Consider the following 24,464-nt stretch of genomic DNA (forward strand, 5'->3'; position numbering starts at 1 on the left):
TGAATTGGATAATCTTTCTTAAATGCTACGTAACCAGTCTTCGCTAAAGCTCACCGCCATCATCGCACTGGTGTGCTTGATTGTAGGAGCGCTCGCGCCCAGCCTGGTTACCCAGCGGACGCGACCTTTGTCATTTAAAGAAGATATTTCCATCACCATGGGCCCCGCCGAAGCCCAAGTTATGCATTGCGAAGACACCGGCGAGTGCTCCCAAGAAATTTCAGAGCTTGAGATTACACGCCATTCCACCACCGCAAAGACCGAAGTAGATGATGCCGCAGCAGTTGCTGAAAGCACTATCGAAGCAAGCTTGGATGGAGAGAAAGTCGCCGAAATTGCCCAAAGCGCGCTGCTTAACCGCGAATCGGCGTATCCCATGGCAGGGACGGATACCACGCAGGAATTTTCCATTCATGGCGGAGCGGTACTAAATTCCGAGGGCGCGGAAATTGACGGCATTGACTATTTCTTCCCCTCGCAAACCGAGCAGCGCTCTTATCCCTATTTCGATCCCGTGATGCAAAAATCGGAGCCGATTGACTATCTCACTGATGAGAAGGTCGCAGGTATCCCAACCTATTCCTTTTACCAGCAGCGCCAAGGGATTGAGGTTTCGCAGCTTTTCGATGATCAACGTTTCCCCTACAATCTCAGCCCCTATTACGCTGTTGAGCGCACCGTGTGGGTAGAGCCCACGACCGGGCGCATCGTGGATGTCAACGAGAAGATGCAAATTTATCTCGCCGGTACGCCGCAAGAAGAACCGACGGATGATCGCACGTTATTCGCCACCGATATTTCCTGGGATGAAGCCTCCACGCAGGCTGAGCTGGATAAGGTGAAAAACACTGTCTTAGCCATTCAGGTAGTCAGCATCATCGGCTGGGTCCTAGCGATTGTCGGTGCCGTGCTCTTGCTTGTCTGCGCATGGCGTTTTAGCAGGCAGCGTGAGAAATAGGCTGGTCTTTTCCGCCTTCTCGGCGGCAGCAGTCCTGGCCGTAGTGTGGCCTTTTCTCTTCGGCGGTCAATTAGCGTGGCGCGACATGCTCGTCTTGGATTACCCACAGATGACGGCGTCGAATTTCGGCGGTGGTGATCTCTTTGCCCGCAATGCGCCACAAGATGGTTTCTTAAGCATTATCGCTGTGGTGATGCCTGCGACCTGGGTGGTCAAAGCCCTGATGGTTGCTTCCGCTGTAGGCTCCGCCGCCGGAGCCTGGTGGTTAAGCAATAAAGAACTTCTTCCCACACTATCCGCGATCGCATTGGCAGTCGCCAACCCCTTTGTCATCGAAAGGCTCTTGCAAGGCCATTGGTCGGTGGTAATTGCCGCCTGGCTTCTGCCACTGATTGCTGCCGCCGCTTTAAACGGGCGCGCACTGCTGGTGTGGCTTTTGGTATTTGTAGCGTCGCTAACGCCCACTGGCGCGCTCGTCGGCATCACTGTGGCCTTAGTGTGTATGAATAAGCATCGCCTAGTAACCCTTGGTCTGGGCGTGCTGTATCTCCTGCCGTGGGCTATTCCTGGCATCATTGCGACATTTCGCGGCGGACAGGATATGAACCCGTTGGCTGCAGCGCAAGCTTTTGCTCCGCGCGCCGAAGAGGCCGTGGGCACCCTCGGCGCGCTGCTGGGGCTGGGCGGAATCTGGAATGCGGACGCAGTGCCCGACTCACGGCACTTAGGCTTTGCACTTTTTGGCCTCGGGGTCTTTGCTTGCGTGCTCCTCGGTCTCCGTTCTGTGCCCAAGCGGCTCATCGGCTTGGCTCTTGTCGGCATGGGCATCGCTATTTTCGCTTGGCTAGCGCCCGCGGCGATGGCGTGGGCACTTGAGCATATTCCTGGTGCGGGCTTGTTCCGCGATAGTCAGAAACTGCTAATACTTGCTCTCCCCGCCTATGTCGCGGCGATCGGGCGCATTCCCGCGAAACAAACTATCGCAGCAGCATGCGCGCTGGGATTTATCATCTTGCAAACCCCCGATGCCTCATCCTCGCTTGCGGCACTGCGCGGCACCCACGCGCAGCTAGTTGACTCTGATTTGGTCCGCGAAATCGGCTCCCGCGAGGTTCTTTTCGTAGACCGCGATACCTTGGTCACTACTGATGGTCGCTTGGCCATCGACCCTTATTCCAAGGTGGTCAACAAGGTCGAATCAGGCCAGCTGACCGTCGACGGCGAGGTCGTCGACATCCCGAGCCCCCGCTGGCTAGCAGCAATGACCGCCTGGCAGAGTAATGACCGAAAAGCCGTGGAGGAACTCGGCATTGGTGTGGTCGTCGAAGGCGAAGAAATCGTTTATGAAACCGCCGCGAGCACGCCGAAAGTGCCGTGGATTTTAACCAGCCTATGGATGCTTAGTCCGCTGATTGCTGCCCTAGCCCGTGCAGCAATTCCTCGAAACGAGCGCCAGTCGAATCCCACGAAAAGCCCAGAGCAAAATCTTTAGCCGCCTGCCCTAACTTCTCCCGCAATCCGCTATCCCGGATAAGCCTCTGTGTCGCCTCGGCAAATTCTTTCTCATCATTTACCAGCAAGCCAGTCTTATTGTGCAGCACGCTATCGCGCAGCCCGAAGGCATATCCCACAGTGGGCACACCGTGTTGGGCAGCTTCCATCACCGCCAGTCCCCAGCCTTCTTTGCGTGAGGGCATCAGGTGAATATCGGCGCGGGCTAAAAGCGCGTGCTTGTAGTCTTCGGTGACCTGCCCGTGGAAATTCACCTTCGCCAAAACTCCGCGCTCGCGCGCGTAGGTGCGCAGTTGTGCTTCCCACCAGCCGGAACCGATGATGTCCAGGGTGGCATCGGAAAGCGATGCAACCGTGTCAATCGCGTGCTCAATTTGCTTATAAGGCACCAGCCGCGACAGCGTGACCAGGTGAATGGGAGATTCGCGTTCAATAATCGGAATGTGCGCCGGGATAGGATCCACGCCATTTTCAATGATGTGCGCACCATGCACACCCAGCTCCGCCAAGTCCGCGCGCGAGGCAGCTGAGACCGTCACCGTCTCCGAATTCCGGTAGACCCACGGCGCAAATTGAGATTCTAAAAACCAGCCCAACCGGCCAATAACTCGACCCGCCACCGGCCACACCTCGCGGTGGCAATGGTGCGTCAGCAATACCGTCGGCTTGCCAGAAACCACCCGCGCGAAGAAAGGAATACCATTTTGGGTATCAACCACCACATCCACGCCGCGCAATGGGCCAATGCCTAAACGACCCGCAGCAATCATCGCCAAAGCGGTGGGATATACGCTGTATTTAGCACCACCGCGGGAGTATTTCACGCCATTGCGGACTTCACTGCGCGCAGCATTCATGTGCCGCGAGGTTCGGAAAATGACGTCGTGGCCACGGGATACCAGATACTCCCCGACGCGTTCGAGGTAGCGTTCTGAACCGCCGCCTTGTGGGTGGGTGGAATCGCGCCAGCACAACAGGAGGATCTTCATCGTGGGTAATAAGCCTAGCAAGTCCATGCAACATACCCGGGCTTTAGCAACCTTTTCGCGCGCTTGGCAGCTCTTGCGGGCTTTTCGCTTTGAGCAATCCCGACCCGATATCTTCTACGGGGCGCTAGCGCGCGACACAGCTTCGCTTATCGATGCCCTCTGTCGCGACACCGGTCTCTCACTTTCCGGGGCCAAGGTCTTGGATGTCGGCGGTGGACCCGGCTATTTCGCCAGCGAGTTTGAAAACCGCGGCGCACTATATTTCGGTGTCGAGCCCGATGCCGGAGAGATGGCAGCAGCCGGAATCACGCTGAGTAATTCTGTGCGCGGGGATGGCACCGCTTTGCCCTTTGCCGATGGCACCTTTGAGGTGGTGTATTCCTCTAATGTGGCAGAGCACATCGACAAGCCCTGGGCGATGGCCGATGAAATGCTGCGCGTTACCCGCCCCGGCGGCATTGCCGTTATCAGCTATACCGCGTGGCTGGGACCTTTTGGCGGACATGAAACCGGGCTGTGGCAACACTATATCGGCGGCGAGTTTGCCAAGCAGCGATATGAGAAAGTCCATGGGCATCCGCCAAAGAATGTCTGGGGTGAGTCCTTATTTGCGGTCTCTGTGCGCGAAGGCATTGACTATGCGCGCGACAAAGAACTCCTAGCGGCGTTTCCGCGCTATCACCCTGCTTGGGCGTGGGCGATTGTGCGCATGCCGGTATTGCGGGAAATCTTGACCTCGAACTTAGTGCTGGTCTTGCGCAAAAAGCCCGCCTAACCTTCAACAGGCTGGCGGGCTTGGATGCTTTAAGACTTAGACCGATTCGATGCGGGTCTTGAGTGCATCGAGCTGGTCATGCAGTTCCTGCGGCACGCGTGGGCCGAGGAAACGCAGGTACTCAAGGTTGTCTTCCAAGTCGCCGCCCCATTCAGCTGGGTCAACGCCTAGTGCTTCCTTGATGTCTTCCAGTGGAGTATCCAGACCAGTCAGGTCCAGGTCCTCTGCACGTGCGGTGCTGCCGATAACGGTGTCTTCAGCGCCAACGTTGCCTTCCACGCGGTCAATGACCCACTTGAGAACACGGGAGTTCTCGCCGAAGCCAGGCCACAGGAAGCGGCCGTCTTCACCACGACGGAACCAGTTGACCAGGAAGATCTTTGGCAAGAGGTCTCCGCCCTTGTTACCCATGTCGATCCAGTTCTGCAGGTAGTCACCAGCGTTGTAACCAATGAATGGCAGCATTGCCATTGGGTCGTGGCGCAGGGAGCCAACCTTAGCTTCAGCAGACGCTGCGGTCTGACCGGATGCCAGCAGGGAGCCGATCATTGTGCCGTGCTCCCAGTCAAAGGACTGGGTAACCAATGGGACGGTGCTTGCGCGGCGGCCGCCGAACAAGATGGCGTCAAGCTTTACACCCTGCCAGTCATCAAATTCCGGTGCAGCAGTTGGGCACTGTGCAATCGGGGTGCAGTAGCGGGAGTTCGGGTGTGCTGCAGGAGTAGCGGACTGTGGAGTCCAGTCCTCACCGAGCCAGTCGATGAGGTGCTCAGGCTTCTCACCGTCCATGCCTTCCCACCAGACGTCGCCGTCATCAGTCAACGCAACGTTGGTGAAGATGGTGTTGCCTGGCTCCATGGTCTTCATCGCGATTGGGTTAGACGCGTAGTTGGTACCTGGCGCAACGCCGAAGAAGCCGTTTTCTGGGTTGACAGCGTAGAGGCCGTCTTCGCGCAGGTGCAGCCATGCGATATCGTCGCCGACAACCTCAGCCGTCCAGCCCTCGAGGGTTGGGGTGATCATCGCGAGGTTGGTCTTGCCACAGGCAGATGGGAAAGCACCGGCGATGTGGTAGGCCTTGCCCTCAGGAGAGATAAGCTTGAGGATGAGCATGTGCTCAGCCATCCAGCCTTCTTCCTTCGCCATGACCGACGCGATACGCAGTGCGTAGCACTTCTTCGCCAAGATAGCGTTGCCGCCGTAGCCCGAACCGTAGGACCAAATTTCCTTGGTGTCTGGGAAATGCGTGATGTACTTAGTGTCATTGCATGGCCATGGAACATCTTCCTGACCTGGCTCCAAAGGAGCACCAACAGAGTGCAAAGCGTGTACGAAATCGCCGTGCTCACCAATCTTGTCCAGTGCTTCCTGGCCCATGCGGGTCATGATGCGCATGGACAAAACAACGTATGCCGAGTCAGTCAGCTGAACACCGAGCTTCGGGTTCGGGTCGCTGATTGGGCCCATGCAGAAAGGAACGACGTACATGGTGCGTCCGCGCATAGCACCGCGGAACTCCTCCGTCATTTCTTCCTTCATTGCTGCTGGCGGTACCCAGTTGTTGGTAGGGCCGGCATCTTCCTGGTTTTCAGCACAGATGAAGGTGCGGGACTCCACGCGCGCGACATCAGAAGGGTTGGAACGAGCTAAGTAAGAATTAGGACGCTTTTCCTCATTCAACTTAATGAGCGTGCCTTTTTCTACTAGCTCCGCAGCTAGGCGATCCGCCTCTTCCTGTGAGCCATCGATAAAGACCACCTGGTCTGGCTGGAAAAGCTCGACGCTTTCATTAATCCACTTAATGAGCTCTTCGTTATTAGTTGGTGCTTGACCAACGAGGCCTTGAATAGCGGCGGTCATCTACTAAGTCTCCTGCGATAATTGGGAAAGATCTTCTCTGAGTTAGTCTCATGCACCAGCCTAACTGTCGAAGTGAAGAAATTGGACTAATTTCGACACACGCTGGTTATATCCACCGAACCTACCACAAGATTTACTGCGCGAACAGGACGTAAACCACAGATGAAGCCTTGGTTTTACACCCCTTAACGGGGGAGGACAACGAAAATTTGTCCAGGTAACCCCTTCCAGTCAGCCACCCCCGAGTCGCTACTGGTTATATCCACTGGGTCTAAACGGCGTGTTTTTGTGCACTTTCGAGTGCCAATCTTTGCCTACACCCCTTTGTCCATGGACAATAGTATGAGATAACAGTAATCACATTTACCACATCTTGTTCTTATTAATTACTAACCTTTAAAAGAAAAATTCATGGATAATACTGAAACCCACGCTGGCCGTCCCCCGCAGACTGATTTCAACACAGTCTTTGACAACGATTTGGACTACCCGCGTCTTGGCAATGTCACCTTCCGTCGCGGCACCTTAACGGACAACCAAGAGGCTATGTTCAATGAGAACTGGCCCACCATCGGCAAGGACCTGGCCGATGAAATCATCGACGTTGATACCTGGTTCAACCGTCAAGGACACAGGACCATCGTCGAGATTGGCTCCGGCACCGGCACGTCAACTGCGGCAATGGCACCACTGGAAGCTGACACCAACATCATCGCCGTAGAGCTGTACAAGCCAGGCCTGGCTAAGCTCATGGGCCAAGTGGTCCGGGGTGGGTTGGACAATATCCGCATGGTGCGCGGCGACGGCGTCGAGGTCATGGTGCGCATGTTTGAGCCAGAATCCCTCGACGGCATCCGTGTCTTCTTCCCGGATCCGTGGCCGAAAGCACGCCACAATAAGCGCCGTATCATTCAGTCCGGCACGCTGAACCTGTTCGCATCCCGCCTGAAGAAAGGCGGCGTGTTGCACGTCGCTACCGACCACGCGGACTACGCCGAGTGGATCGATGAGCTTGTCGATGTTGAGCCCACCCTCGATTACAAGGGCTGGCCGTGGGATGAGTGCCCGCAGCTGACCAACCGCCAGGTCATCACCAAGTTCGAAGGCAAGGGTCTAGATAAAGACCACATCATTACTGAATACCTGTGGGAAAAGAAATAATGAGCCGCTCATACGCACTTATCTGGGATGCGCCGAATATGGATATGGGGCTCGGCGCCATTTTGGGCGGCCGTCCCACCGCTGCTTATCGTCCGCGCTTTGATGCCATTGGCCGCTGGGTTGTTCTGCGCGCCATGGAAATCGGTGCCGAACCGCAGGCTTCCGTCTTTACTAATGTCACCCCCGGCGGCGCCGATGTAATTCGCCCCTGGGTCGAGGCAATTCGCAACGTCGGCTTCTCCGTCTTCGCTAAGCCGAAAACAGACGATGACTCTGATGTCGACCCAGACATGATCGAATACATCCTGGACAACCGGGATGAGCTCGCAGGGCTTGTCGTCGCCTCTGCAGATGGGCAGAATTTCCAGCCTTTGTTGGAAGAACTCGCCGGCGAAGGCATTCCCGTGACCGTGCTCGGTTTCCACGAGCATGTCTCCTGGGCCATCGGGTCTGACTTGTTAGAGTTTGTCGATCTCGAAGACATCCCCGGTGTCTTCCGCGACCCGCTGCCACGCATTTCGCTGGATGCTTTGCCACCAGAAGGTGCTTGGCTGCAGCCTTTCCGTTCCCTATCGGCTTTATTAGAGCACTAGGAGCAGTAAAGACGTGTTTTTAAAATGGGGCCATTTTTCCTATGTCTACCGTAAATTCATCCCGTTTGTACTCATCGGGTTAATCCTGCTGCTTTTCGGAGTCTTTGGCACGCAGTTGGAAAACCGCATGAGCCAAGAAGGCTGGGAAGATCCCAACGCGGCATCGACACGCGCAGCCGAGATCGAAAACGAAGTCTTCGGGCGCGATAAATCTGGCGACGTGATCGTCATGGTCAATAATCCCCAGGAGAACCTGGAGGAAGGCCGCGCGTACGTCGACAAGCTCAAAAGCTCCTACCCTGAGCAAATCGCCCAGGTCAATAGCTACTTCGATACCCAAAACCCCAATCTTTTAAACGAAGCAGGCGACACCGCCTTCATCGCGATTGGGCTCGCCGGCGATGAAGAGCAAACACTCAAAGACTTCCGCATCATCCAAGATGCATTGACCGACACCTCCCTCGACGTTGAGGTCGCTGGCGCAACCGCCGTGGCAGATGCTCTCGATGCCGGCATGGCCGCAGATATCTCCCGTGCCGAACGCGCAGCCTTGCCGTTGGTCGGGCTGTTGCTGCTGGTAGTCTTTGGCTCCGTCGTCGCAGCCTTTATGCCGCTGATTGTCGGTGGTTTATCCATTTTGGGCTCGATTGGCATTTTGGCCATCCTCGCCGGCTTTTTGCAGGTCAATGTCTTTGCCCAAGCCGTTGTCACGCTTTTGGGCCTGGGTCTGGCCATCGACTATGGCCTGTTCATGGTCTCGCGCTTTCGCGAAGAATTGGATAAAGGCCGCAACGTTAAAGACGCCGTCGCGATTACCACCGCCACAGCAGGGCAAACCGTGGTCTTTTCCGCCGCCATGGTTGCGGTTGCGCTTTCCGGCCTGTTCATTTTCCCGCAGGCCTTCCTCAAATCGGTGGCCTATGGCTCGATTTCCGCAGTCGGTTTAGCGGCGCTGCTTTCTGTAACCCTGCTGCCGGCACTATTTGGCATGCTGGGGCACAACATCGATAAGTGGTCGATTCGCCGCACCAAGCGCACCGCGCGCCGAATTGAAGATACCTGGTGGTACCGCCTGCCGAAGTGGGCCATGAAGCACGCGAAGGTCATGACGCTGGCTATTTGCGGCCTGCTTATCGCGCTGACCTTGCCTATTTTGAATATTTCTTTCGGCGGCATCAACGAAAGCTACCTGCCGCCGACGCAGGAAACTCGCATCGCGCAGGATAAATTCAACGAAGAATTCCCTTCTTTCCGCACGGAACCAGTGAAACTGGTGGTGGAAAATGCGTCGAATGAGCAGCTTGTCGATGTCATCATGCAGGTCCGCGAACTCGACGGGCTAACCTCCCCGATGGCACCATCGTCTGCGACTGTCGACGGCACCACCGTGCTTTCTGCCGGTATCGAAGACCGCGACGACTACGCCGATATTGTCCACGAACTGGAAAATCTCAATGCCCCTGAAGGCGTAAACCTCTATGTCGGCGGCACTCCAGCGATGGAAGTGGAATCCCTCGACGCCCTCTTTGACAAGCTGCCGTGGATGGTTATCTACATCCTGGTTGCAACTTTCATCCTCATGGCCTTGGTCTTTGGCTCTGTGGTCTTGCCAATGAAGGCCATTTTGATGACGGTGCTGACTCTGGGTGCAACCTTGGGTATTTTGACCGCCATGTTCGTCTCCGGCGTGGGCTCTAACCTGTTGAGCTTCTCCCCTGGCCCGTTGATGAGCCCGATTCTGGTGCTGATCATCGCCATTATCTATGGCCTGTCCACGGACTATGAGGTCTTTTTGGTCTCGCGCATGGTCGAAGCCCGCAAGCAAGGCGCAACCACCGATGAGGCCATCAACTCCGGCACCGCGCACACCGGCGGCATTATTACTGCCGCAGCGCTGATTATGATTGTGGTCGCCGCTGCCTTTGGCTTCTCCGATATCGTGATGATGAAGTACATCGCCTTCGGCATGATCTTCGCGCTGTTTATCGACGCCACCATCGTGCGCATGCTGCTAGTTCCCGCCGTGATGCACCTGCTGCGCGAAGACAACTGGTGGGCACCGAAATTCATCCACAAGGCCTACGAAAAGATGGGCCACGGCTCCGAACCTGCTGCTTCCTCGCTTCGCTCATCAGCAGAAAAAGAAACAGTCAACCCCTCAAGCACTGCTCCAGCCGCTGACCCTGCCGTGGAACCGGCTCCAGCTGCCGAGCCGGAAACTTATGACGAGGAGTTCTACGATTCCTACCAAGACGCCGCGGACGAAGGCCCGGGACGTTCGGGGCGCTCCATCGAGGAAGATGCTTCGCTGATTCCATTCAATGAGCTTATGGAGCGTTTAGCGCGCGAGCGCCGTTCCTTAAACCGCGGCCCACAGCGCCGTGAACTGCCACAAGCCAAGGACGACGATTTCTAGATGACTATGCAATCCGGCATGCGCTGGCTGCGCTGGGGTGCCTCGCTCCTCGTGCTCATCGTGCTGATCTGGGTCTTTCGGGACGAGCTGGACTTCCTCGAGGAAGGCTTCCGACGACTCAGCCACGCCAATGCCTTCGCTGTCGTGATTGTCATCATCGCATCTCTTGCATCGCTAGTCGCGATGAGCGGGGTGATGCAACAGCTCATGGTGGCCGGCGGAGTCAACGTTTCGGTGAAAGAAGCAACCGCGATTTCACTCGCCTCCAATGCCTGGTCTACCACCTTGCCTGCCGGACCGGCGTTCTCCGCCCTTTTAACCTTCCACGTGCAACGCGCCTGGGGCGCAACCATCGCCTTGTGCGCCTGGTTCTTCGTCGTATCTTCAGCGGTTTCCACCATCTGGCTGGTGCTGATTGGACTGTCCGGGGTGATGTTGCTGCGCGCATCGATAGGCTTGGGCGCACTGATAATTTCACTGGCTCTGATGGTCTTGCTACTCGCCGGATTATTCTGGGTCACCAACAATCCCCGCACAGTAGAGCGCTGGTTAAAGCGCCAAAAGATTATCAAAGGCAAAGTGCGCGACGGCCTAGTTGAGCAAGCCCGTAACTTAAAAGAAGTGCACCTGTCGCGGTATCAATTCCTCTCCGTATCCGCGCTGTCTTTCGGTCACCGACTTTTTGACATGGTTGCCCTGTGGGCCTGCGTGTGGGCTGTCAGCGGGGCCATCCCATGGATTAATGCCGGCGAAAATGAAACTACCCTGGCCGGTGTAACCCTGGCTTATATCACCGCGAAGCTAGCTGGCTCCGCACAAATCACCCCGGCGGGACTGGGCACGGTAGAAGCGGCAATCATCGCTACGCTGGTGGCAACCGGTATGACCGCGGTCGAGGCCACCGGCACCGCGGTCATCTACCGCCTGATTTCCTTTGCCCTGATGACCGCCATCGGCTGGGTAGTGTACTTCTGGCACTACGCGCGCAAGGGCCTGAAAATGTCCTCGTTGAGCACCACTTCTGGTGAGAAAGAAACATCATGACTAAACAGTTAACCTACGACATCATCGCTATCGCCGTCTTCGCCATCTTGGCGCGATTTGCGCACCCACCAGTTACCCTCGGCGGCATCTTCGACGCCTTCTGGCCGTGGGCTGTCGGCGCGGTTCTCGGCTGGGCGATTTTGACTTGGCTGTTTAAGACCAGCAATATCTGGCTGCAGGGTCTAACGGTCTGGGCCTCGGCGATCATCTTCGGCATGATTTTCTGGGCGCTGGTGAACTCCTCGCTGCCGCACTACAGCTTCCTCATCGTGGCAATCACTATGTCGGCGCTGCTGCTCTTTGGCCGCCGGGCAGTTGCGCAGTGGATGTCGCGCAAGAAGACTACTGCGTAGCTTCTACCCCACGCCGTGAGTGCAGGTCACTCACGGTTTTTCTTATGTCATTTTCGGGCTTTGATATTCAATTGATCGATTGATACTGTTTGCTCCATGAGTACTGACATTCTAGGGTTTCGCGCGCAACGCCGCCGAGCCCTAGCCTGGTCAGGAATTATTTTTTGCGCCCTGATCGCGGTCCTTGCTCTCGGCGTCATTGTCGGGCCGACCCCGCTGAATATCGCCGACTTGGGCGCGATTGCCTCGCACCATCTTTTCGGCTCCGCTTTGCCAGTTGAGCTACAGACCGCCGATGCCATCGTGTGGGATATCCGCCTGCCGCGTCTGCTTTTGGGCGTTGCGGTCGGTGCAGGTTTGGCGGTCACCGGTGCGGTTTTGCAGGCCGTGGTGCGCAATATGCTGGCGGATCCGTTTACGCTGGGTATTAACTCTGGGGCATCGACAGGCGCGGCCTTGGCGATTTTGTTCGGCGCCGGGGCGGTCTTTGGGGATTTCGCGCTGCAGGGCTCAGCGTTTATTGGCGCGGCGGCCGCGGCGGCGCTGATGTTTTTCGTTGCACGTGCCGCCGGCCAGCTGACCTCCGTGCGCCTGCTCATGGCCGGAGTGGCCGTGGGTTATGCACTATCGGCGCTGACGTCTTTTCTGATTTTCGCCTCCGATTCCGCCGAGGGCTCTCGGTCTGTCATGTTCTGGCTTTTGGGCTCACTTGCCCTGGGCCAATGGGATCTCACCTTGCCCGCAACCCTTGCCGTGGTAGTCATCATCACCGCCGCGTTGTGGTTCTTGGGCCCGCTCATCGACGCGCTTACCGTCGGCGACGAAGCCGCGCGCACGCTTGGCATAAACCCCAACCGCATGCGCGCGGTGCTGGTGGTTTTGGTCTGCATTCTCGTCGGCGCGGTGGTCGCGATGGCTGGTTCCATCGGCTTCGTTGGCCTCGTAGTTCCGCACTCCGCGCGGCGCCTGGTCGGCGGCACCCACCGCCACATGCTCCCCGTCGCAGCACTTTTAGGCTCAGCACTACTGGTTCTCGCAGACATCGGCTCGCGCACGCTACTCGCGCCGCAAGAAGTCCCCATCGGCATCCTGACCGCGCTAGTTGGCGCCCCATTTTTGCTGGTACTGATTCGGAGGATGAACGCGAAGTCATGATTGAAGTCAAAAATCTAAGCTTCCACGACATCCTGCACGATATTTCGTTGCAGATTCCGGATCACGGCATCACCGGTTTGGTCGGCCCCAACGGCTCCGGCAAGACAACACTGCTGCGCTGCATGTATGGCGCGAATAAAGCAAGCTCAGGGCAGGTGCTTATCGATGCCACCCCGCTTCCCAAACTCTCCTCCCGCGCATTGGCCCGCAAGATATCCGTCGTGGGCCAAGAACATGGCGAGCCGCCCCCGATGACTGTCGCTGAGATCGTGCGCTTGGGACGCTTACCGCACAAGGACAACAATGAGCGGGCCATCGTGGATGCTCTCGAGCGCGTCGGCATGGCGGATAAGGCCACCCGGCCGATGGCGCAGCTGTCCGGTGGCGAGCGCCAGCGCGTCATGATTGCGCGGGCGTTTGTGCAAAACGCGAAGCATCTGCTTCTCGATGAACCCACCAACCACCTTGATATCTACTACCAGCTGGAAGTCTTTCAGCAGCTCAAAGAGCTGAAATCCAACGCGGTAGTGGTGCTCCATGATCTCAACAGCGCTTTGGCCTATTGCGATACCGTGCACCTTTTGGATCATGGCCGCATCGTAGCCTCTGGCCCGCCTGACGAAGTTCTGGTGCCAGAGATTCTTGAACCGATTTACCGCGTGCGTGTTATTCGCACTTCTACTCATCTACATCTTGAAAGGTTTGATTCATGAAAAAATCCCTCATCGCCCTAGCTTTACTGAGCTCTTTGGCGGTGGCGGGTTGTACCGCACAAGAAGACTCCTCGTCGTCTGCAAGCGACACAACATATAGCGTGGAAAACTGCGGCAATACCTGGGACTTTAACGAGGTCCCCGAGCGGGTAGTGCTGCAGGATGTTTCATCGACCGAAACTCTGGCGCAGCTCGGCGTCTTGGATCATGTGGTGGCTAAAGCTGGCTACTTCCCCGAAGCTTACTTCGATGAAGAGACCTTCGCGCAGGTCGATGCCATCCCAACTCTTACTGACCGTCTCGGCGAAGCCGGCCACCTAGAAATCACCAAAGAGGCAGTCCTTGCTCAGGAACCAGACCTCATCGTGGGCTTTAGCCCCACGGTGCGCGATATTACGGTGAAGAACATTCCAATTATGAACGAGCCCGGCTTCTGCGGCGAAGTGCACAACGCATCTTTCGATGATGTTTATGACCAGATAGATCTCTACTCCTCTATCTTCCAAAAGCAAGAGCGCGGCGAGGAATACAAGGCCGAGTTGAAGTCCCAAATCGCAGCTATCGATGCAAACATCGGCCAAGGCAAGACCGTCGCCGTTCTCTACCCAGCGGTCATGGGTTCCACCGTGTATGCCTACGGCACCGATTCCATGTCTAATGCCGTGGTGTCCGCGGTTGGACTCGAGAACGTCTTTGCCAATGAGTCGGAGCGAGTCTTTGAAATCAGCGCCGAGCAACTCACCGCGGCGAATCCTGATGTCATCGTGCTGTTGAATTCGGGCGAGGAAAACCTCAAATCATACGTCACCATGCTGCCCGGCGCGCACGCGATTTCCGCGGTACAACAGGACCAGATTATCCCGCTGGAGCTCGCTTTTGCAGAACCTCCAACCCCCTTTGCTGTAGAGGGCGCAAAACGCTTAGAACAGGCTCTAAAATAGCCTCAAGATAATTCATCTGAGCTGGCGTTTCTCCGGGCGACCAGACGATTTGGATCGAGGGGTTAGAATAGGTAGTAATGTCTGCTTTAGCAAACATTGCACGGTCGTCACTCATGAGGATCGTTGAATAACCAAATAGATTTAACCGGAGGATTTCCATGCACTTGACTCAGCGTGAGCAAGAAAAGCTCTTGATTGTGGTCGCAGCGGATTTGGCACGCAAAAGAAGAGATCGCGGCGTCAAGCTCAACCACCCAGAAGCCATCGCTCTCATCACTGCAGAACTGCTCGAAGGTGCTCGCGACGGCAAGACCGTCGCAGAGCTTATGAGCGAAGGTGTCACGTACGTAACGCGTGATGAAGTCATGGAAGGCGTGCCAGAGATGATCACCGATGTGCAGGTCGAGGCCACATTCCCCGACGGAACCAAATTGGTCACCGTCCACAACCCGATCCGTTAAGCACGCAGGAGTAAATAAATGATTCCCGGTGAACTCATCTTCAACGCCACCGACAAAATACTTATCAACGAGGGCAAAGAAGCAATCACCCTCGAAGTCACCAACACGGGAGACCGGCCTGTCCAGGTTGGCTCCCACTTCCATTTCGCAGAGGCGAATTCTGCCCTCGAGTTTGACCGCAAAGCCGCCCAAGGCAAGCGCCTTGATATTCCTGCTGGCACTGCCGTGCGCTTAGAGCCCGGCGATTCCCGCACCGTGGAACTTATCGACTACGGCGGACACCGCAAGATTTACGGCTTCAACGCCGAATTCAACGCCAAACTCAACCGTGCCTAGACGGCACGATAAGCACTGGAAATCGGAATAGTCCCGATATCCAAGAATTAGGAGAAAACGTGTCTTTTGAAATGGATAGACGCCAATATGCCGAGCTCAACGGCCTGACCACAGGCGATGGCGTCCGCCTGGCAGATACCAATCTGGTTGCCATCATCGAATCGGATACCACCGTCTACGGCGAAGAAATGTCTTTCGGCGGCGGCAAAGTCATCCGCGACGGCATGGGCCAAAATGGCCGCCTCACCGCAGTCAATGACATCCCGGACCTGGTGATCACCAATGCACTCATCATTGACTACACCGGTATCTTCAAAGCCGATATCGCGGTTAAAGACGGCAAGATTTTAAAGCTGGGCAACGCCGGCAACCCGGATACCCAGGACAATATCGACATCATCATCGGCGTCGCCACCGAGGTCATCGGCGGCGAAGGCCTGATTGTCACCGCCGGCGCGATTGATACCCACATCCACTACCTCTCCCCGGACCAGGTCGGAGCAGGCTTGGACAACGGCACCACCACGTTCATCGGCGGCGGCACCGGCCCGGTGGATTCTTCCAACGCCACCACCGTGACCGCAGGTCCCACCAACCTCAAGACCATGATCAAGGCGACCTCGCATCTACCGGTCAACCTTGGTTTTCTGGGCAAAGGCCACGCCTCCGAACCAGAAGCGCTGCGCGAGCAAATCCGCGCCGGCGCCGTGGGCTTGAAGATCCACGAGGACTGGGGCGCAGCGTATCACTCCATCGACCTTGCGCTCGCCGTGGCCGATGAGATGGATATCCAGGTCGCCATCCACTCCGACACCCTCAACGAGGGCGGTTTCGCCGATAACACCATCGCCGCATTCAAAGACCGCGTCATCCACACCTTCCACACCGAAGGCGCTGGCGGCGGTCACGCGCCCGATATCTTGAAGGTCGCAGGGCTCAACAACGTACTCCCAGCTTCGACAAACCCGACGCTGCCGTATACGGATAACACCATTGACGAGCACCTCGACATGATCATGGTCTGCCACCACCTCAACCCAGACCTGCCAGAAGACGTCGCCTTCGCTGATTCCCGCATCCGTAAGGAAACCATCGCCGCCGAAGACGTACTCCACGACCGCGGCGTGCTCTCCATTACCTCATCCGACTCCCAAGCCATGGGCCGTGTCGGCGAAGTCGTGCTGCGCACCTGGCAGGTTGCTCACCGCATGAAAGAGCAGTTCGGACCGCTCGCAGGCGATAGCGAAAACAACGACAACAACCGCATCAAGCGCTACGTCGCCAAGTACACCATCAACCCTGCCATCGCCGCCGGCATTTCCCATGCGGTGGGCTCAGTCGAGGAAGGAAAGCTCGCCGACCTGGTCATCTGGGAGCCCGCATTCTTCGGCGTCAAGCCTAAGCTCGTGCTCAAGTCCGGCATCGTCGTGCGCGCAGTCGTCGGCGATTCCAACGGCTCCATCCCCACCCCGCAGCCGCGCACCATGCGCTATGAATACGGCGCGATCGGGGACGCCGCTGGTCAAACCTCGGTCACTTTCTTGCCCACCGCCGCGTTTGAGGCCGGCCTGCCGGAAGAGTTGGGCATCAACCGCACGTTTGTCGAGGCCAAGAACATGCGCACTATTTCCAAGCAGGACATGAAACACAACAGTGCCACCCCGCACATCCACGTCGACCCGGAAACCTATGAACTAACCGTCGACGACGAAAAAATCACCTCCGAGCCCGCCTCCGTGTTGCCGATGGCGCAGCGCTACTTCCTGTTTTAAATCACAAAGAAAGGCATTCAGTGATTATTGAAAACATCACGAGCAATATCGCAGAGCTTAACGATGCAAACCTCGAAGGCCTGACCATCGACGAAGTCTTCTTCGATGACGAAACCCGCCTCAAGCGCATCCAACGCGTCAAGGCAGAATCCGGCGAGGAACTCGCGCTGCGCCTGCCCACCGGTTTTCGCGAGCTCAAAGACGGCGATATCTTGCAGCAAACCGCGGAGAAAATCTTCGTCGCTAAGATGAAGCCGACCGATGTACTTGTCATTGCCCCGCGCAGCATCCAAGAAGCCCTCGTCGTGGCGCACACCCTGGGCAACCGCCACCTGCAGGCGCAGTTCTTTGACGCTGAATCACAGTTCGGCGCCGAGGTTATGGTCGTGCGCTATGACCACACCGTCGAGCACCACTTAGAGCATGCCGGTGCCCCGTATTCGCGCGGTGAATACGTCATGCCTGAGGCCTTCCGCCATGCCGAACACACCCACTAGCCGCCATGCGCAGCTGGTCATTTGGCACCTGACGGATTCGGCGCTGCCCACGGGCAGCTTCGCGCACTCAGCGGGTTTAGAAACCTACATCCAAGCCAACCAGGTCCACGACGCCGCATCGTTTAGCTCGTGGCTGCACGGCTATTTGCGCCAAGCAAGCTTCAACGACGCCCTGGCGGTGAAATTCGCAGTGGAGTTGGTGGGGGCATCGATAAGCGATGGCGAAAAGCTGGAACTTTTGGCCCAGCTGGATGCCCTGCTGCACGCGGCCCAAACGCCAAAGCAGGTTCGCGTATCGATGAACTCCATGGGCAAGCGCATGTCGCGTGTCGCCAGCATTGTGGCGCCGGATGGTTTCTTGGTGCAGGAATACGCGCGGGCAATTTCGGCGCGCACGATGCATGGCAACCCCGGCATCGCGACCGGGCTGGTGCTCGCCGCGGTTGGGGTGTCTGCCCGCGAGGCTGTCGATGCCTACCTCATGCAACTTGCAACGTCGATGACCCAAAACGCGATTCGCGCCATCCCGCTCGGTCAAGATGCCGGGCAGCGCGTGCTTGTCGGCGCCTACCCCGTCATCGAGACTGCCGGCCAGATGACTATGGCGCACACCATGGCGGATTTGGGCGTGGTTGCGCCGCGTTTGGAAGTCGCGCAGATGCAACACGAAAAGCTGCACGCGCGCATGTTTATGTCTTAAGTCCGAAAAAGGAAAGGAATTTTGCAATGACACTCATCAAAATTGGAGTTGGCGGACCAGTCGGCTCCGGAAAGACCGCGCTGGTAGAGCGCCTTACCCGCGCGCTGGACGGCGAAGTGTCCATGGCCGCTATCACCAATGACATCTACACCACCGAAGATGCCAAGATTCTCGCGCGCGAAGGTTTGCTGCCCGAGGACCGTATCATCGGCGTGGAAACTGGCGGCTGCCCGCACACCGCGATTCGTGAGGATACCTCCATGAATGAGGCCGCCATCGAAGAGCTCGAATCACGCCACCCGGACTTGGAGCTGGTGTTCGTCGAATCTGGCGGCGATAACCTCTCTGCGACCTTTTCGCCTGAGCTGGTGGATTTTTCCATCTACATCATCGACGTGGCGCAGGGTGAAAAGATTCCGCGCAAAGCTGGCCAGGGCATGATCAAATCTGACCTGTTCATCATCAACAAGACCGACCTGGCACCGCACGTCGGCGCTGACTTGAAGGTCATGGAGGAAGACTCCAAGCAGTTCCGCGGCGAAAAGCCTTTCGCGCTGACTAATCTGAAGACCGATGAGGGCCTGGACCAAGTCATCGAGTGGATTCGCCACGACGTGCTCATGCAGGACCTCGCGAAGTAAATGTGGACACTCCCCGCACACGTCTTTCACCACTCGCCGCCGCGGCCGCTGATGGGCGAGCTAGAGCTGGGAATTTCTGTTTCCGGCGGCAGGTCCATTGCCACGACGCAGTATCACGCCCGTGCGCTCAAGGTCATTCGCCCGCACTACCTGGATGATTCGGGGCAGGTGTATTACACCATCGTCAATCCCGGCGGCGGGTACGTTGGCGGTGATGCCTACCGGATAGGCATCAGCGTTGCCGAGGGTGCATCCGCGCTGATTACGGACCAATCCGCGGCGAAGGTTTACCGCACCCCTGATGATTTCGTGGTGCAAAATATCGAGTTCTCCCTGGCCGCGGGCGCCGTGCTGGAGTACGTCCCCGACCAGCTGATTTTGTACCGAGACGCGGATTTCCGCCAACGCACCGTGGTCAATATGCACCCGCAGGCCTCGCTGTTTCTTAGCGATATCATCACCCCGGGCTGGTCCCCCGACGGCGGTAAGTTCCTGTACAAGCAGGCGCACCTGCTCAACGAGGTCCACATGGATGGTGAGCCGGTGCTGCTGGATAACCTGCGGATCAATCCCCTTGCCAGCGATTTCGGCGAGGTGCAAGACTTCTTCATGGATGGCCGCACGCATGTCGCCACAGCGATTTGCTTCGACCCTGGCATTACGCCAGAGCTTATCGATGCTCTCTCCCACCTCATCACCGCCCACCACTCCCCGGATGGCTCCCTGATCGCCGCAGTCACCGAATGCGACAAACCCGGCTTCGTACTGCGCGCACTCGGCAACCGCACCGAGGAACTCCACGCGCTGGTGCTTGCCACCGCGAATCTGGTCCGCTCTCAGCTTCGCGGCCAAGGCAAAATTCACCTGCGCAAATACTAGTTTTTGGGTTGCCTGTGGATAACTTCGGCTGTTGCGTGACGCGTCAACGTAGTTATCCACAGATTTTCAAGCTTGCACTAGCGCGGACTTGCGTTGCTCTTTTAGTGTCGAAGTCATGGACGAATTAATGAAAGCTTTCAAGCTTCTCACCAGCAACGGCATCGGATTCCTACGGCTGTGTGCTGAGTGCTCACCCTACGATCTCGCCGATGACGGCATTGAAATTTCCTTAGCCAAAAATTGCACCCGACTTGCAAGCACCCTTTTTAGCCCTTGTGATTCCCCGCGCGTTCAACGCGAAGCCATCGCGCTTGCCGAACAAAGGGAATTGAGCGTCAACCACCTGTTGATGATTAACAAGCACGCCAAGAAGTTGAAAGCCCGCGGCGCTGCCTGGAAGCTGCGTGCAGAACTCATCGCCCGTGAGGGCTCTTTGGAAGAAGTCGAAGCCTACGCTAAAACCCGCGTCACGGAAGAAGGCGGCAACAAACCGAAACAGCGCGGCGTGCGCGTAGGACGCGTCATCGACGGCCTGCGCACCATCAGTATTACCGATACCCAGCGCCGCATCACTGACCTAGAGAAAACCCTCGACGCCGCTGTCGAAAACGATAATGACCGACCTCGTTCCGAAGCACTATTAGAACCATTCTGGGATTTAGTCGAAGGAGGCGGCACTGGGCTTATCAAGCCCGAGTACCGCACGGTGATTGCTATTGGTCTCGAGGATTTCGCGAAAGTTTCCTGCGGTCGCGGCGACGAAGTCATCGTCGCGCTCTCCGACGGTACAACCATGACGGGTGCTGAGTTCATCAACGCGGCGTTGGAGGGCAGCTTGGGCGACAAGCTCTATGTCGGGCTCTTTCATCCCACCGCCGGGCCCGTGAATCTTTACGAAGCCCGCTTCGCGTCCGAGAAACTGCGCAGCTTGGCGATGGCGGAAAACCTCGTCTGCCCGTGGCCGGACTGCAACGTGCCGGCCGATAGATGCCAAGTGCACCACATCGACGCCCACAAGCACGGAGGCCATACGAAGCCGTCGAATCTGACGATGCTGTGTAAGTACCACAACGGCGTCAACGACGATGACGGCCTAGCTACGCCGGGCCGAAAGAGACGAAAACGACCCAAGCGGGGTAAACCCAGCCGCGGCAGGATGCGACGACACGGCGGCAAAGTACGCCTGCACACCCCAGGCGGCAAGCTGGTGGGAAACACCCACCACGTGAGCAGCATGGGAGCAATGGACTTGGTCTAAACCCACCGCTGACAGGAGCTGAACCGAGCTAACTAGCAAACCTGGCTGGTTAGCCAATTCGGCGATCCCTCATGCATTTGTCATGGCTAGGACACGCGCAGGCGCACCCGAGCGTTTACGTCTAGTGCTGGTGCCCGGTGCCGATCCAGTGCAGCAACTCGTGAACATGCTCGTTGTGGATGCCATAGCGGATGCTGCGTCCATCGCGCTGGGAGATGACGGTGCCGTTGGCTTCCATCGCTCGCAATGCCGCCGAGGCCGTGGGGATGCGCACGCCGGTCGCCTCTGCTAGTTCGCTGACCGTATACACGAAGCGCCCGGCGAAGTGGATGGCGCTAAGCAATTTCAGCCGTGTCGGGTCACCCAAGGTTTTGAAAGTGCCGGCCCATTCTTCCGCCAGGTCGAGGTTGCGTTGCAATTCGCCCTGCTCTGACATGGCCGCGTCCTTTCTTTTGTTGGTGGAGGAGATAAATGCGGTTAAATCTGGATGCTCGCAATTATCTGTGTGTGCGCCGAACTGCGCCCACCACCAGCTTATCCACTCCGACTCATCTAAATGGCGCGGCGGCTCGATAACCGTGTCTCCCACCTGAATCTGTGTCACGGGGCTGATACCATGCAGCGCGTTGAGAAACCACACGGGCCCGGCAGCTAAATCATCCGGATAAATAGGCGCGAACTCGATTCTCTTTCCGAGATCCCGGGCACGCATAAAGATTTGATACAAGGTCACGCTGGGTAGTTGCTTGTCCAGCCGGTCGGATAGGACAAGGACATCGTCTTTCCACAGCACCAATGCACCCGTGGTCGTTTCTAGGCACGCGCCATCGGTGTCACTGATAATGACATCGTCAGCTTCCACACCGGCTTTCATCTTCGCAAATAGCGCCAGGTCGGGGCCTTTGAGCACAGGAGCTTGTCGATGATCCTCCCCCACCCCATACACCAGCGTCGTCGTTTCGCGGACCGCCGGTGCCGGGCGGATTTCGAAGCCGATGCGCCTAGTTCCGTCAGGAAACTCAAGGAGAGAAATTCGCGGAAACAGCTCACGTTGGCAATTTTCAGGGCGGGCTAGAAGTGCTTCAATGCGCTGCCAAATCTCGCGAGGCAAAACAGAGCCCATTGACCCACAAGCCGCGTTGAACCTAGCAGCATGTTGCCCAAGCCCGAAAGACTTTCCAAAGCTATGGCGCCAGGAATCGATGATCAGCATCCAATAATTCTCCGCGAGCGGTAGCTCTCGGAAGTCTCCATCTTCCCAAATCAGTGGGCTCATAAATTCGAGCTCCTGACCTGCGCGATGGAGCGCAGAAGGGCTGCCGCTTTGAGTTCTTTTTCGGCGTTTTCTTCCTTGGCATCAGAATCTAGAACAATCGCGCCACCGGCACCCACGGTGATGTTCTCGCCAGCTTTGACGATGGTGCGGATAACGATATTCAAATCCGCCGTACCATCTAGTCCCAAGTATCCGATGGTGCCCGAATATACCCCGCGCGGTCCTGCTTCTAAAGAATCGATGATGCTCAGTGTGCGTTCTTTAGGAGCGCCCGTCATGGAGCCGCCGGGGAAGGTGGCATGAAGCAGGTCGATGAGGTTGGCATCGCCGCGCAATGTGCCCACGACGGTGCTGACCAGCTGATGAACCGTCTGATACGATTCCACGCCCATCAGCACGGGAACTTCCACGGAGCCGACTTCGCAGACACGCCCTAAGTCATTGCGTAGAAGGTCCACGATCATCAAATTCTCTGCCCGCGTCTTCGCATCGGTTTGTAAGAAGTAGCTGCGCCGGCGGTCCTCCTCAGGGTCCTCGGAGCGCGCAATCGTGCCCTTGATGGGCTTGCTCGACACGGTGCCATCGCGTTCGACCTTAAGGAATCGCTCGGGCGAAGATGACAGAATCTCCAGCTCATCACCAAAGGCGCCAAGCTTCAGGTAGGCGGCATAGGGCGCCGGATTGTTGCGCCGCAGCTGCCGGTACAAGTCCCAGCCATCGACCGCCACCTGGGTTTCATAGGTATCGGTCAAGCACACTTCATAGCTATCGCCACGGCGCAGTGCCGCATCCACTTCCCCGATGCGCGCCACGTATTCATCCGCCGTCAGCCGCCATGTGCCTTCCAGCGCCGCTTCCGGTTCCCTCGCCGTATGAGTCGGCATCCCAACCTCGAGAGATTCCTCGAGCCATTCCATCAACTCGGTCGTCTCTGCTGTCGGGCCTTCCACCGCGTCATAAATAACGCATAGTTGCGCCATCGCTTCTCGATGATCAAAGACCACAAAAGCCTGCGGAAACACCCAATAGGCATCGGGAGTATCTGCACTGTGAACACCGGGCCCGACCGTGAGAGCTTTGCACTCATAGCCTAAGAATCCGACGTAACCACCACGAAACGGCAGCTCTGGTAGGTCTTCCGTGTCCACTGTTTCGGCCAGGAGCTGCTGCAGGTAGGACAAGACGTCGGTCTCAACAGTTGTGATTTCACCACCGCGGGCTACCTGGACGCTCCCACGGCTTATGTCATAGCGAATAGATGCGGACTGAGAACCGGTGCCGGTGCCGAGAATCGAATAGCGGCCCACGCCGGTATCTGCAGTGGCAGAATCTAGCCAGAAAGCGTCTGGCGCAGCATCTTTCAAGCGGGCAAAGGTGGCTTCGCAGTTCATCGGCAGCGAAACCTCGCGATGCGCAAGCTTCCATTTCGCGGGAGGTTCTTGGTCCAAGAAATTCTGGATGATGGTCCGCCCGTGCTCGGTCAAAATTGATTCCGGATGGAACTGCACGCCCCAGTGCGGGCGACCCAGCACTTCAAGCCCCATTAGCACGCCGTCTTCGGACCACGCCAGCGGGCGGATCAGCGTGGTGTCAATATCGTCAACGCACAGCGAGTGGTAGCGCACCACCTTGAAATCCTGCGGGATACCGGCGAAGAGTCCGGTCCCGGTGTGGTGGACAGTGCTGATGAAACCGTGTTTCGGTTCAGGAGCGGGCTTGACGCGAGCGCCATTAAGAAGCGCGAGGCCCTGGTGTCCTAGGCAAATACCGAGGACAGGAATGTCTCGTGCGGCTTCGATGACTTGGCATGCGGCCGCAAAGTCGCGTGGGTTTTCCGGGGTGCCTGGGCCTGGTGAAATCACGACGTGGCTAAATTCTCCGTGGCGCACCCGCTGGGCTAGGTTTTCACGTTCGCTGAATTCAGCTCGAACCACCAGCGGTAATTCCCCTGCTACCTCTGCGATGAGTTGATAGAGGTTGAAAGTATAAGAGTCATGATTATCGAGTAGGAGAATCATCAACGCCCCCTGTCTGATCTAGAAATGCGGGCTCCGTGGAAACCACGGGGCCCGCATTATTGCGCCGTTCTTATGAGAACTGTGCAGCAATGCCGTTGATAGCCATGACCAGGTAGCTGATCAGTTCGCCGACTACGTCGAAAACGCTAGATAGCA

The 24,464-nt window shown here is 57.2% G+C and carries 23 protein-coding genes and 1 pseudogene; 19 read left to right on the forward strand and 5 right to left on the reverse strand.

Features of this window, described 5'->3' with window-relative positions:
* Positions 1–22 precede the first annotated feature (22 nt).
* Together CSTAT_RS11875 and CSTAT_RS11880 are read left to right on the forward strand one after the other, a co-directional pair.
* Positions 23–958: a PorA family protein gene (locus CSTAT_RS11875; protein ID WP_066796684.1), complete on the forward strand. Its 936-nt coding sequence runs from the start codon at positions 23–25 to the stop codon at positions 956–958.
* The gene (locus CSTAT_RS11880; protein ID WP_075723608.1) at positions 948–2,450 is read left to right on the forward strand and encodes an MmpA family trehalose lipid delivery protein; all 1,503 of its coding nucleotides are present in this window, start codon (positions 948–950) and stop codon (positions 2,448–2,450) included. The genes CSTAT_RS11875 and CSTAT_RS11880 overlap by 11 nt, the downstream gene beginning before the upstream one ends.
* Here the strand turns inward: CSTAT_RS11880 and CSTAT_RS11885 are convergent.
* Positions 2,359–3,459 (reverse strand): glycosyltransferase family 4 protein, encoded by a 1,101-nt coding sequence (locus CSTAT_RS11885; protein ID WP_075723609.1) that lies wholly within the window; start codon positions 3,457–3,459, stop codon positions 2,359–2,361. The two genes, CSTAT_RS11880 and CSTAT_RS11885, sit on opposite strands and share 92 nt — an antisense overlap.
* 25 nt (positions 3,460–3,484) lie before the next feature.
* Between CSTAT_RS11885 and CSTAT_RS11890 the strand changes: the two genes are divergently transcribed.
* Positions 3,485–4,234 carry a class I SAM-dependent methyltransferase gene (locus tag CSTAT_RS11890; RefSeq protein ID WP_075723926.1) on the forward strand — a complete coding sequence of 250 codons (750 nt, stop codon included), beginning with the start codon at positions 3,485–3,487 and terminating at the stop codon, positions 4,232–4,234.
* 36 nt (positions 4,235–4,270) lie between these two features.
* Here the strand turns inward: CSTAT_RS11890 and CSTAT_RS11895 are convergent, their stop codons facing one another.
* The gene (locus CSTAT_RS11895; RefSeq protein WP_075723610.1) at positions 4,271–6,094 is read right to left on the reverse strand and encodes a phosphoenolpyruvate carboxykinase (GTP); all 1,824 of its coding nucleotides are present in this window, start codon (positions 6,092–6,094) and stop codon (positions 4,271–4,273) included.
* A gap of 411 nt (positions 6,095–6,505) precedes the next feature.
* Here CSTAT_RS11895 and trmB point away from each other — a divergent pair, with 411 nt between their 5' ends.
* The 16 genes from trmB to CSTAT_RS11975 all read left to right on the forward strand — a co-directional run bounded on the left by trmB (position 6,506) and on the right by CSTAT_RS11975 (position 21,014).
* Entirely contained in the window at positions 6,506–7,255 is a 750-nt protein-coding gene (gene trmB, locus CSTAT_RS11900; protein WP_075723611.1) for a tRNA (guanosine(46)-N7)-methyltransferase TrmB, read from the forward strand.
* Positions 7,255–7,848 (forward strand): NYN domain-containing protein, encoded by a 594-nt coding sequence (locus CSTAT_RS11905; RefSeq protein WP_066796701.1) that lies wholly within the window; start codon positions 7,255–7,257, stop codon positions 7,846–7,848. The genes trmB and CSTAT_RS11905 overlap by 1 nt, the downstream gene beginning before the upstream one ends.
* A 13-nt stretch (positions 7,849–7,861) precedes the next feature.
* Complete coding sequence (locus CSTAT_RS11910) at positions 7,862–10,264, forward strand: MMPL family transporter (protein ID WP_075723612.1); 2,403 nt, start codon at positions 7,862–7,864, stop codon at positions 10,262–10,264.
* Positions 10,265–11,308, forward strand: coding sequence for a lysylphosphatidylglycerol synthase transmembrane domain-containing protein (locus tag CSTAT_RS11915; protein WP_083640868.1), 1,044 nt, complete (start codon positions 10,265–10,267; stop codon positions 11,306–11,308).
* Positions 11,305–11,661, forward strand: a complete 357-nt coding sequence (locus tag CSTAT_RS11920; RefSeq protein WP_075723613.1) for a DUF3054 domain-containing protein — start codon at positions 11,305–11,307, stop codon at positions 11,659–11,661. Before CSTAT_RS11915 ends, CSTAT_RS11920 begins: the two co-directional genes overlap by 4 nt.
* A 96-nt stretch (positions 11,662–11,757) precedes the next feature.
* The gene (locus CSTAT_RS11925; protein ID WP_075723614.1) at positions 11,758–12,816 is read left to right on the forward strand and encodes a FecCD family ABC transporter permease; all 1,059 of its coding nucleotides are present in this window, start codon (positions 11,758–11,760) and stop codon (positions 12,814–12,816) included.
* The gene (locus tag CSTAT_RS11930) at positions 12,813–13,529 is read left to right on the forward strand and encodes an ABC transporter ATP-binding protein (protein WP_075723615.1); all 717 of its coding nucleotides are present in this window, start codon (positions 12,813–12,815) and stop codon (positions 13,527–13,529) included. Before CSTAT_RS11925 ends, CSTAT_RS11930 begins: the two co-directional genes overlap by 4 nt.
* Positions 13,526–14,470, forward strand: a complete 945-nt coding sequence (locus tag CSTAT_RS11935; protein ID WP_075723616.1) for an ABC transporter substrate-binding protein — start codon at positions 13,526–13,528, stop codon at positions 14,468–14,470. Before CSTAT_RS11930 ends, CSTAT_RS11935 begins: the two co-directional genes overlap by 4 nt.
* Positions 14,471–14,628: 158 nt before the next feature.
* Positions 14,629–14,931, forward strand: a complete 303-nt coding sequence (locus CSTAT_RS11940; RefSeq protein ID WP_066796718.1) for an urease subunit gamma — start codon at positions 14,629–14,631, stop codon at positions 14,929–14,931.
* A gap of 18 nt (positions 14,932–14,949) precedes the next feature.
* Complete coding sequence (locus CSTAT_RS11945) at positions 14,950–15,267, forward strand: urease subunit beta (protein ID WP_066838507.1); 318 nt, start codon at positions 14,950–14,952, stop codon at positions 15,265–15,267.
* Between the two features lie 59 nt (positions 15,268–15,326).
* Positions 15,327–17,039 carry an urease subunit alpha gene (gene ureC / locus CSTAT_RS11950; RefSeq protein WP_075723617.1) on the forward strand — a complete coding sequence of 571 codons (1,713 nt, stop codon included), beginning with the start codon at positions 15,327–15,329 and terminating at the stop codon, positions 17,037–17,039.
* Positions 17,040–17,059: 20 nt separating this feature from the next.
* Positions 17,060–17,536, forward strand: a complete 477-nt coding sequence (gene ureE / locus CSTAT_RS11955) for an urease accessory protein UreE (RefSeq protein ID WP_075723618.1) — start codon at positions 17,060–17,062, stop codon at positions 17,534–17,536.
* A complete protein-coding gene (locus tag CSTAT_RS11960) occupies positions 17,517–18,236 on the forward strand; it encodes an urease accessory protein UreF (protein ID WP_075723619.1) in 720 nt (239 codons plus the stop codon). The genes ureE and CSTAT_RS11960 overlap by 20 nt, the downstream gene beginning before the upstream one ends.
* A 26-nt stretch (positions 18,237–18,262) precedes the next feature.
* Positions 18,263–18,877, forward strand: coding sequence for an urease accessory protein UreG (gene ureG / locus CSTAT_RS11965; protein ID WP_066796737.1), 615 nt, complete (start codon positions 18,263–18,265; stop codon positions 18,875–18,877).
* A complete protein-coding gene (locus CSTAT_RS11970) occupies positions 18,878–19,756 on the forward strand; it encodes an urease accessory protein UreD (protein WP_075723620.1) in 879 nt (292 codons plus the stop codon). It begins immediately after the preceding gene.
* 115 nt (positions 19,757–19,871) lie between these two features.
* Positions 19,872–21,014 carry an HNH endonuclease signature motif containing protein gene (locus CSTAT_RS11975; protein ID WP_075723621.1) on the forward strand — a complete coding sequence of 381 codons (1,143 nt, stop codon included), beginning with the start codon at positions 19,872–19,874 and terminating at the stop codon, positions 21,012–21,014.
* A 121-nt stretch (positions 21,015–21,135) separates the two neighbouring features.
* Here CSTAT_RS11975 and CSTAT_RS11980 read toward each other — a convergent pair whose 3' ends face one another.
* From CSTAT_RS11980 to pabB, 3 genes and pseudogenes are all read right to left on the reverse strand, one after another.
* Positions 21,136–21,450, reverse strand: coding sequence for an ArsR/SmtB family transcription factor (locus CSTAT_RS11980; protein ID WP_075723928.1), 315 nt, complete (start codon positions 21,448–21,450; stop codon positions 21,136–21,138).
* Positions 21,451–21,618: 168 nt separating this feature from the next.
* Positions 21,619–22,290, reverse strand: a pseudogene (locus CSTAT_RS13930) (aminotransferase class IV); the annotation flags it as partial.
* Positions 22,287–24,308 (reverse strand): aminodeoxychorismate synthase component I, encoded by a 2,022-nt coding sequence (pabB, locus tag CSTAT_RS11990; protein ID WP_075723622.1) that lies wholly within the window; start codon positions 24,306–24,308, stop codon positions 22,287–22,289. The gene pabB and the pseudogene CSTAT_RS13930, both read right to left, overlap by 4 nt.
* Between the last annotated feature and the right edge of the window lie 156 nt (positions 24,309–24,464).

Origin of the sequence: Corynebacterium stationis (assembly GCF_001941345.1) — a bacterium.
Classification (GTDB): Bacteria; Actinomycetota; Actinomycetes; order Mycobacteriales; family Mycobacteriaceae; genus Corynebacterium; species Corynebacterium stationis.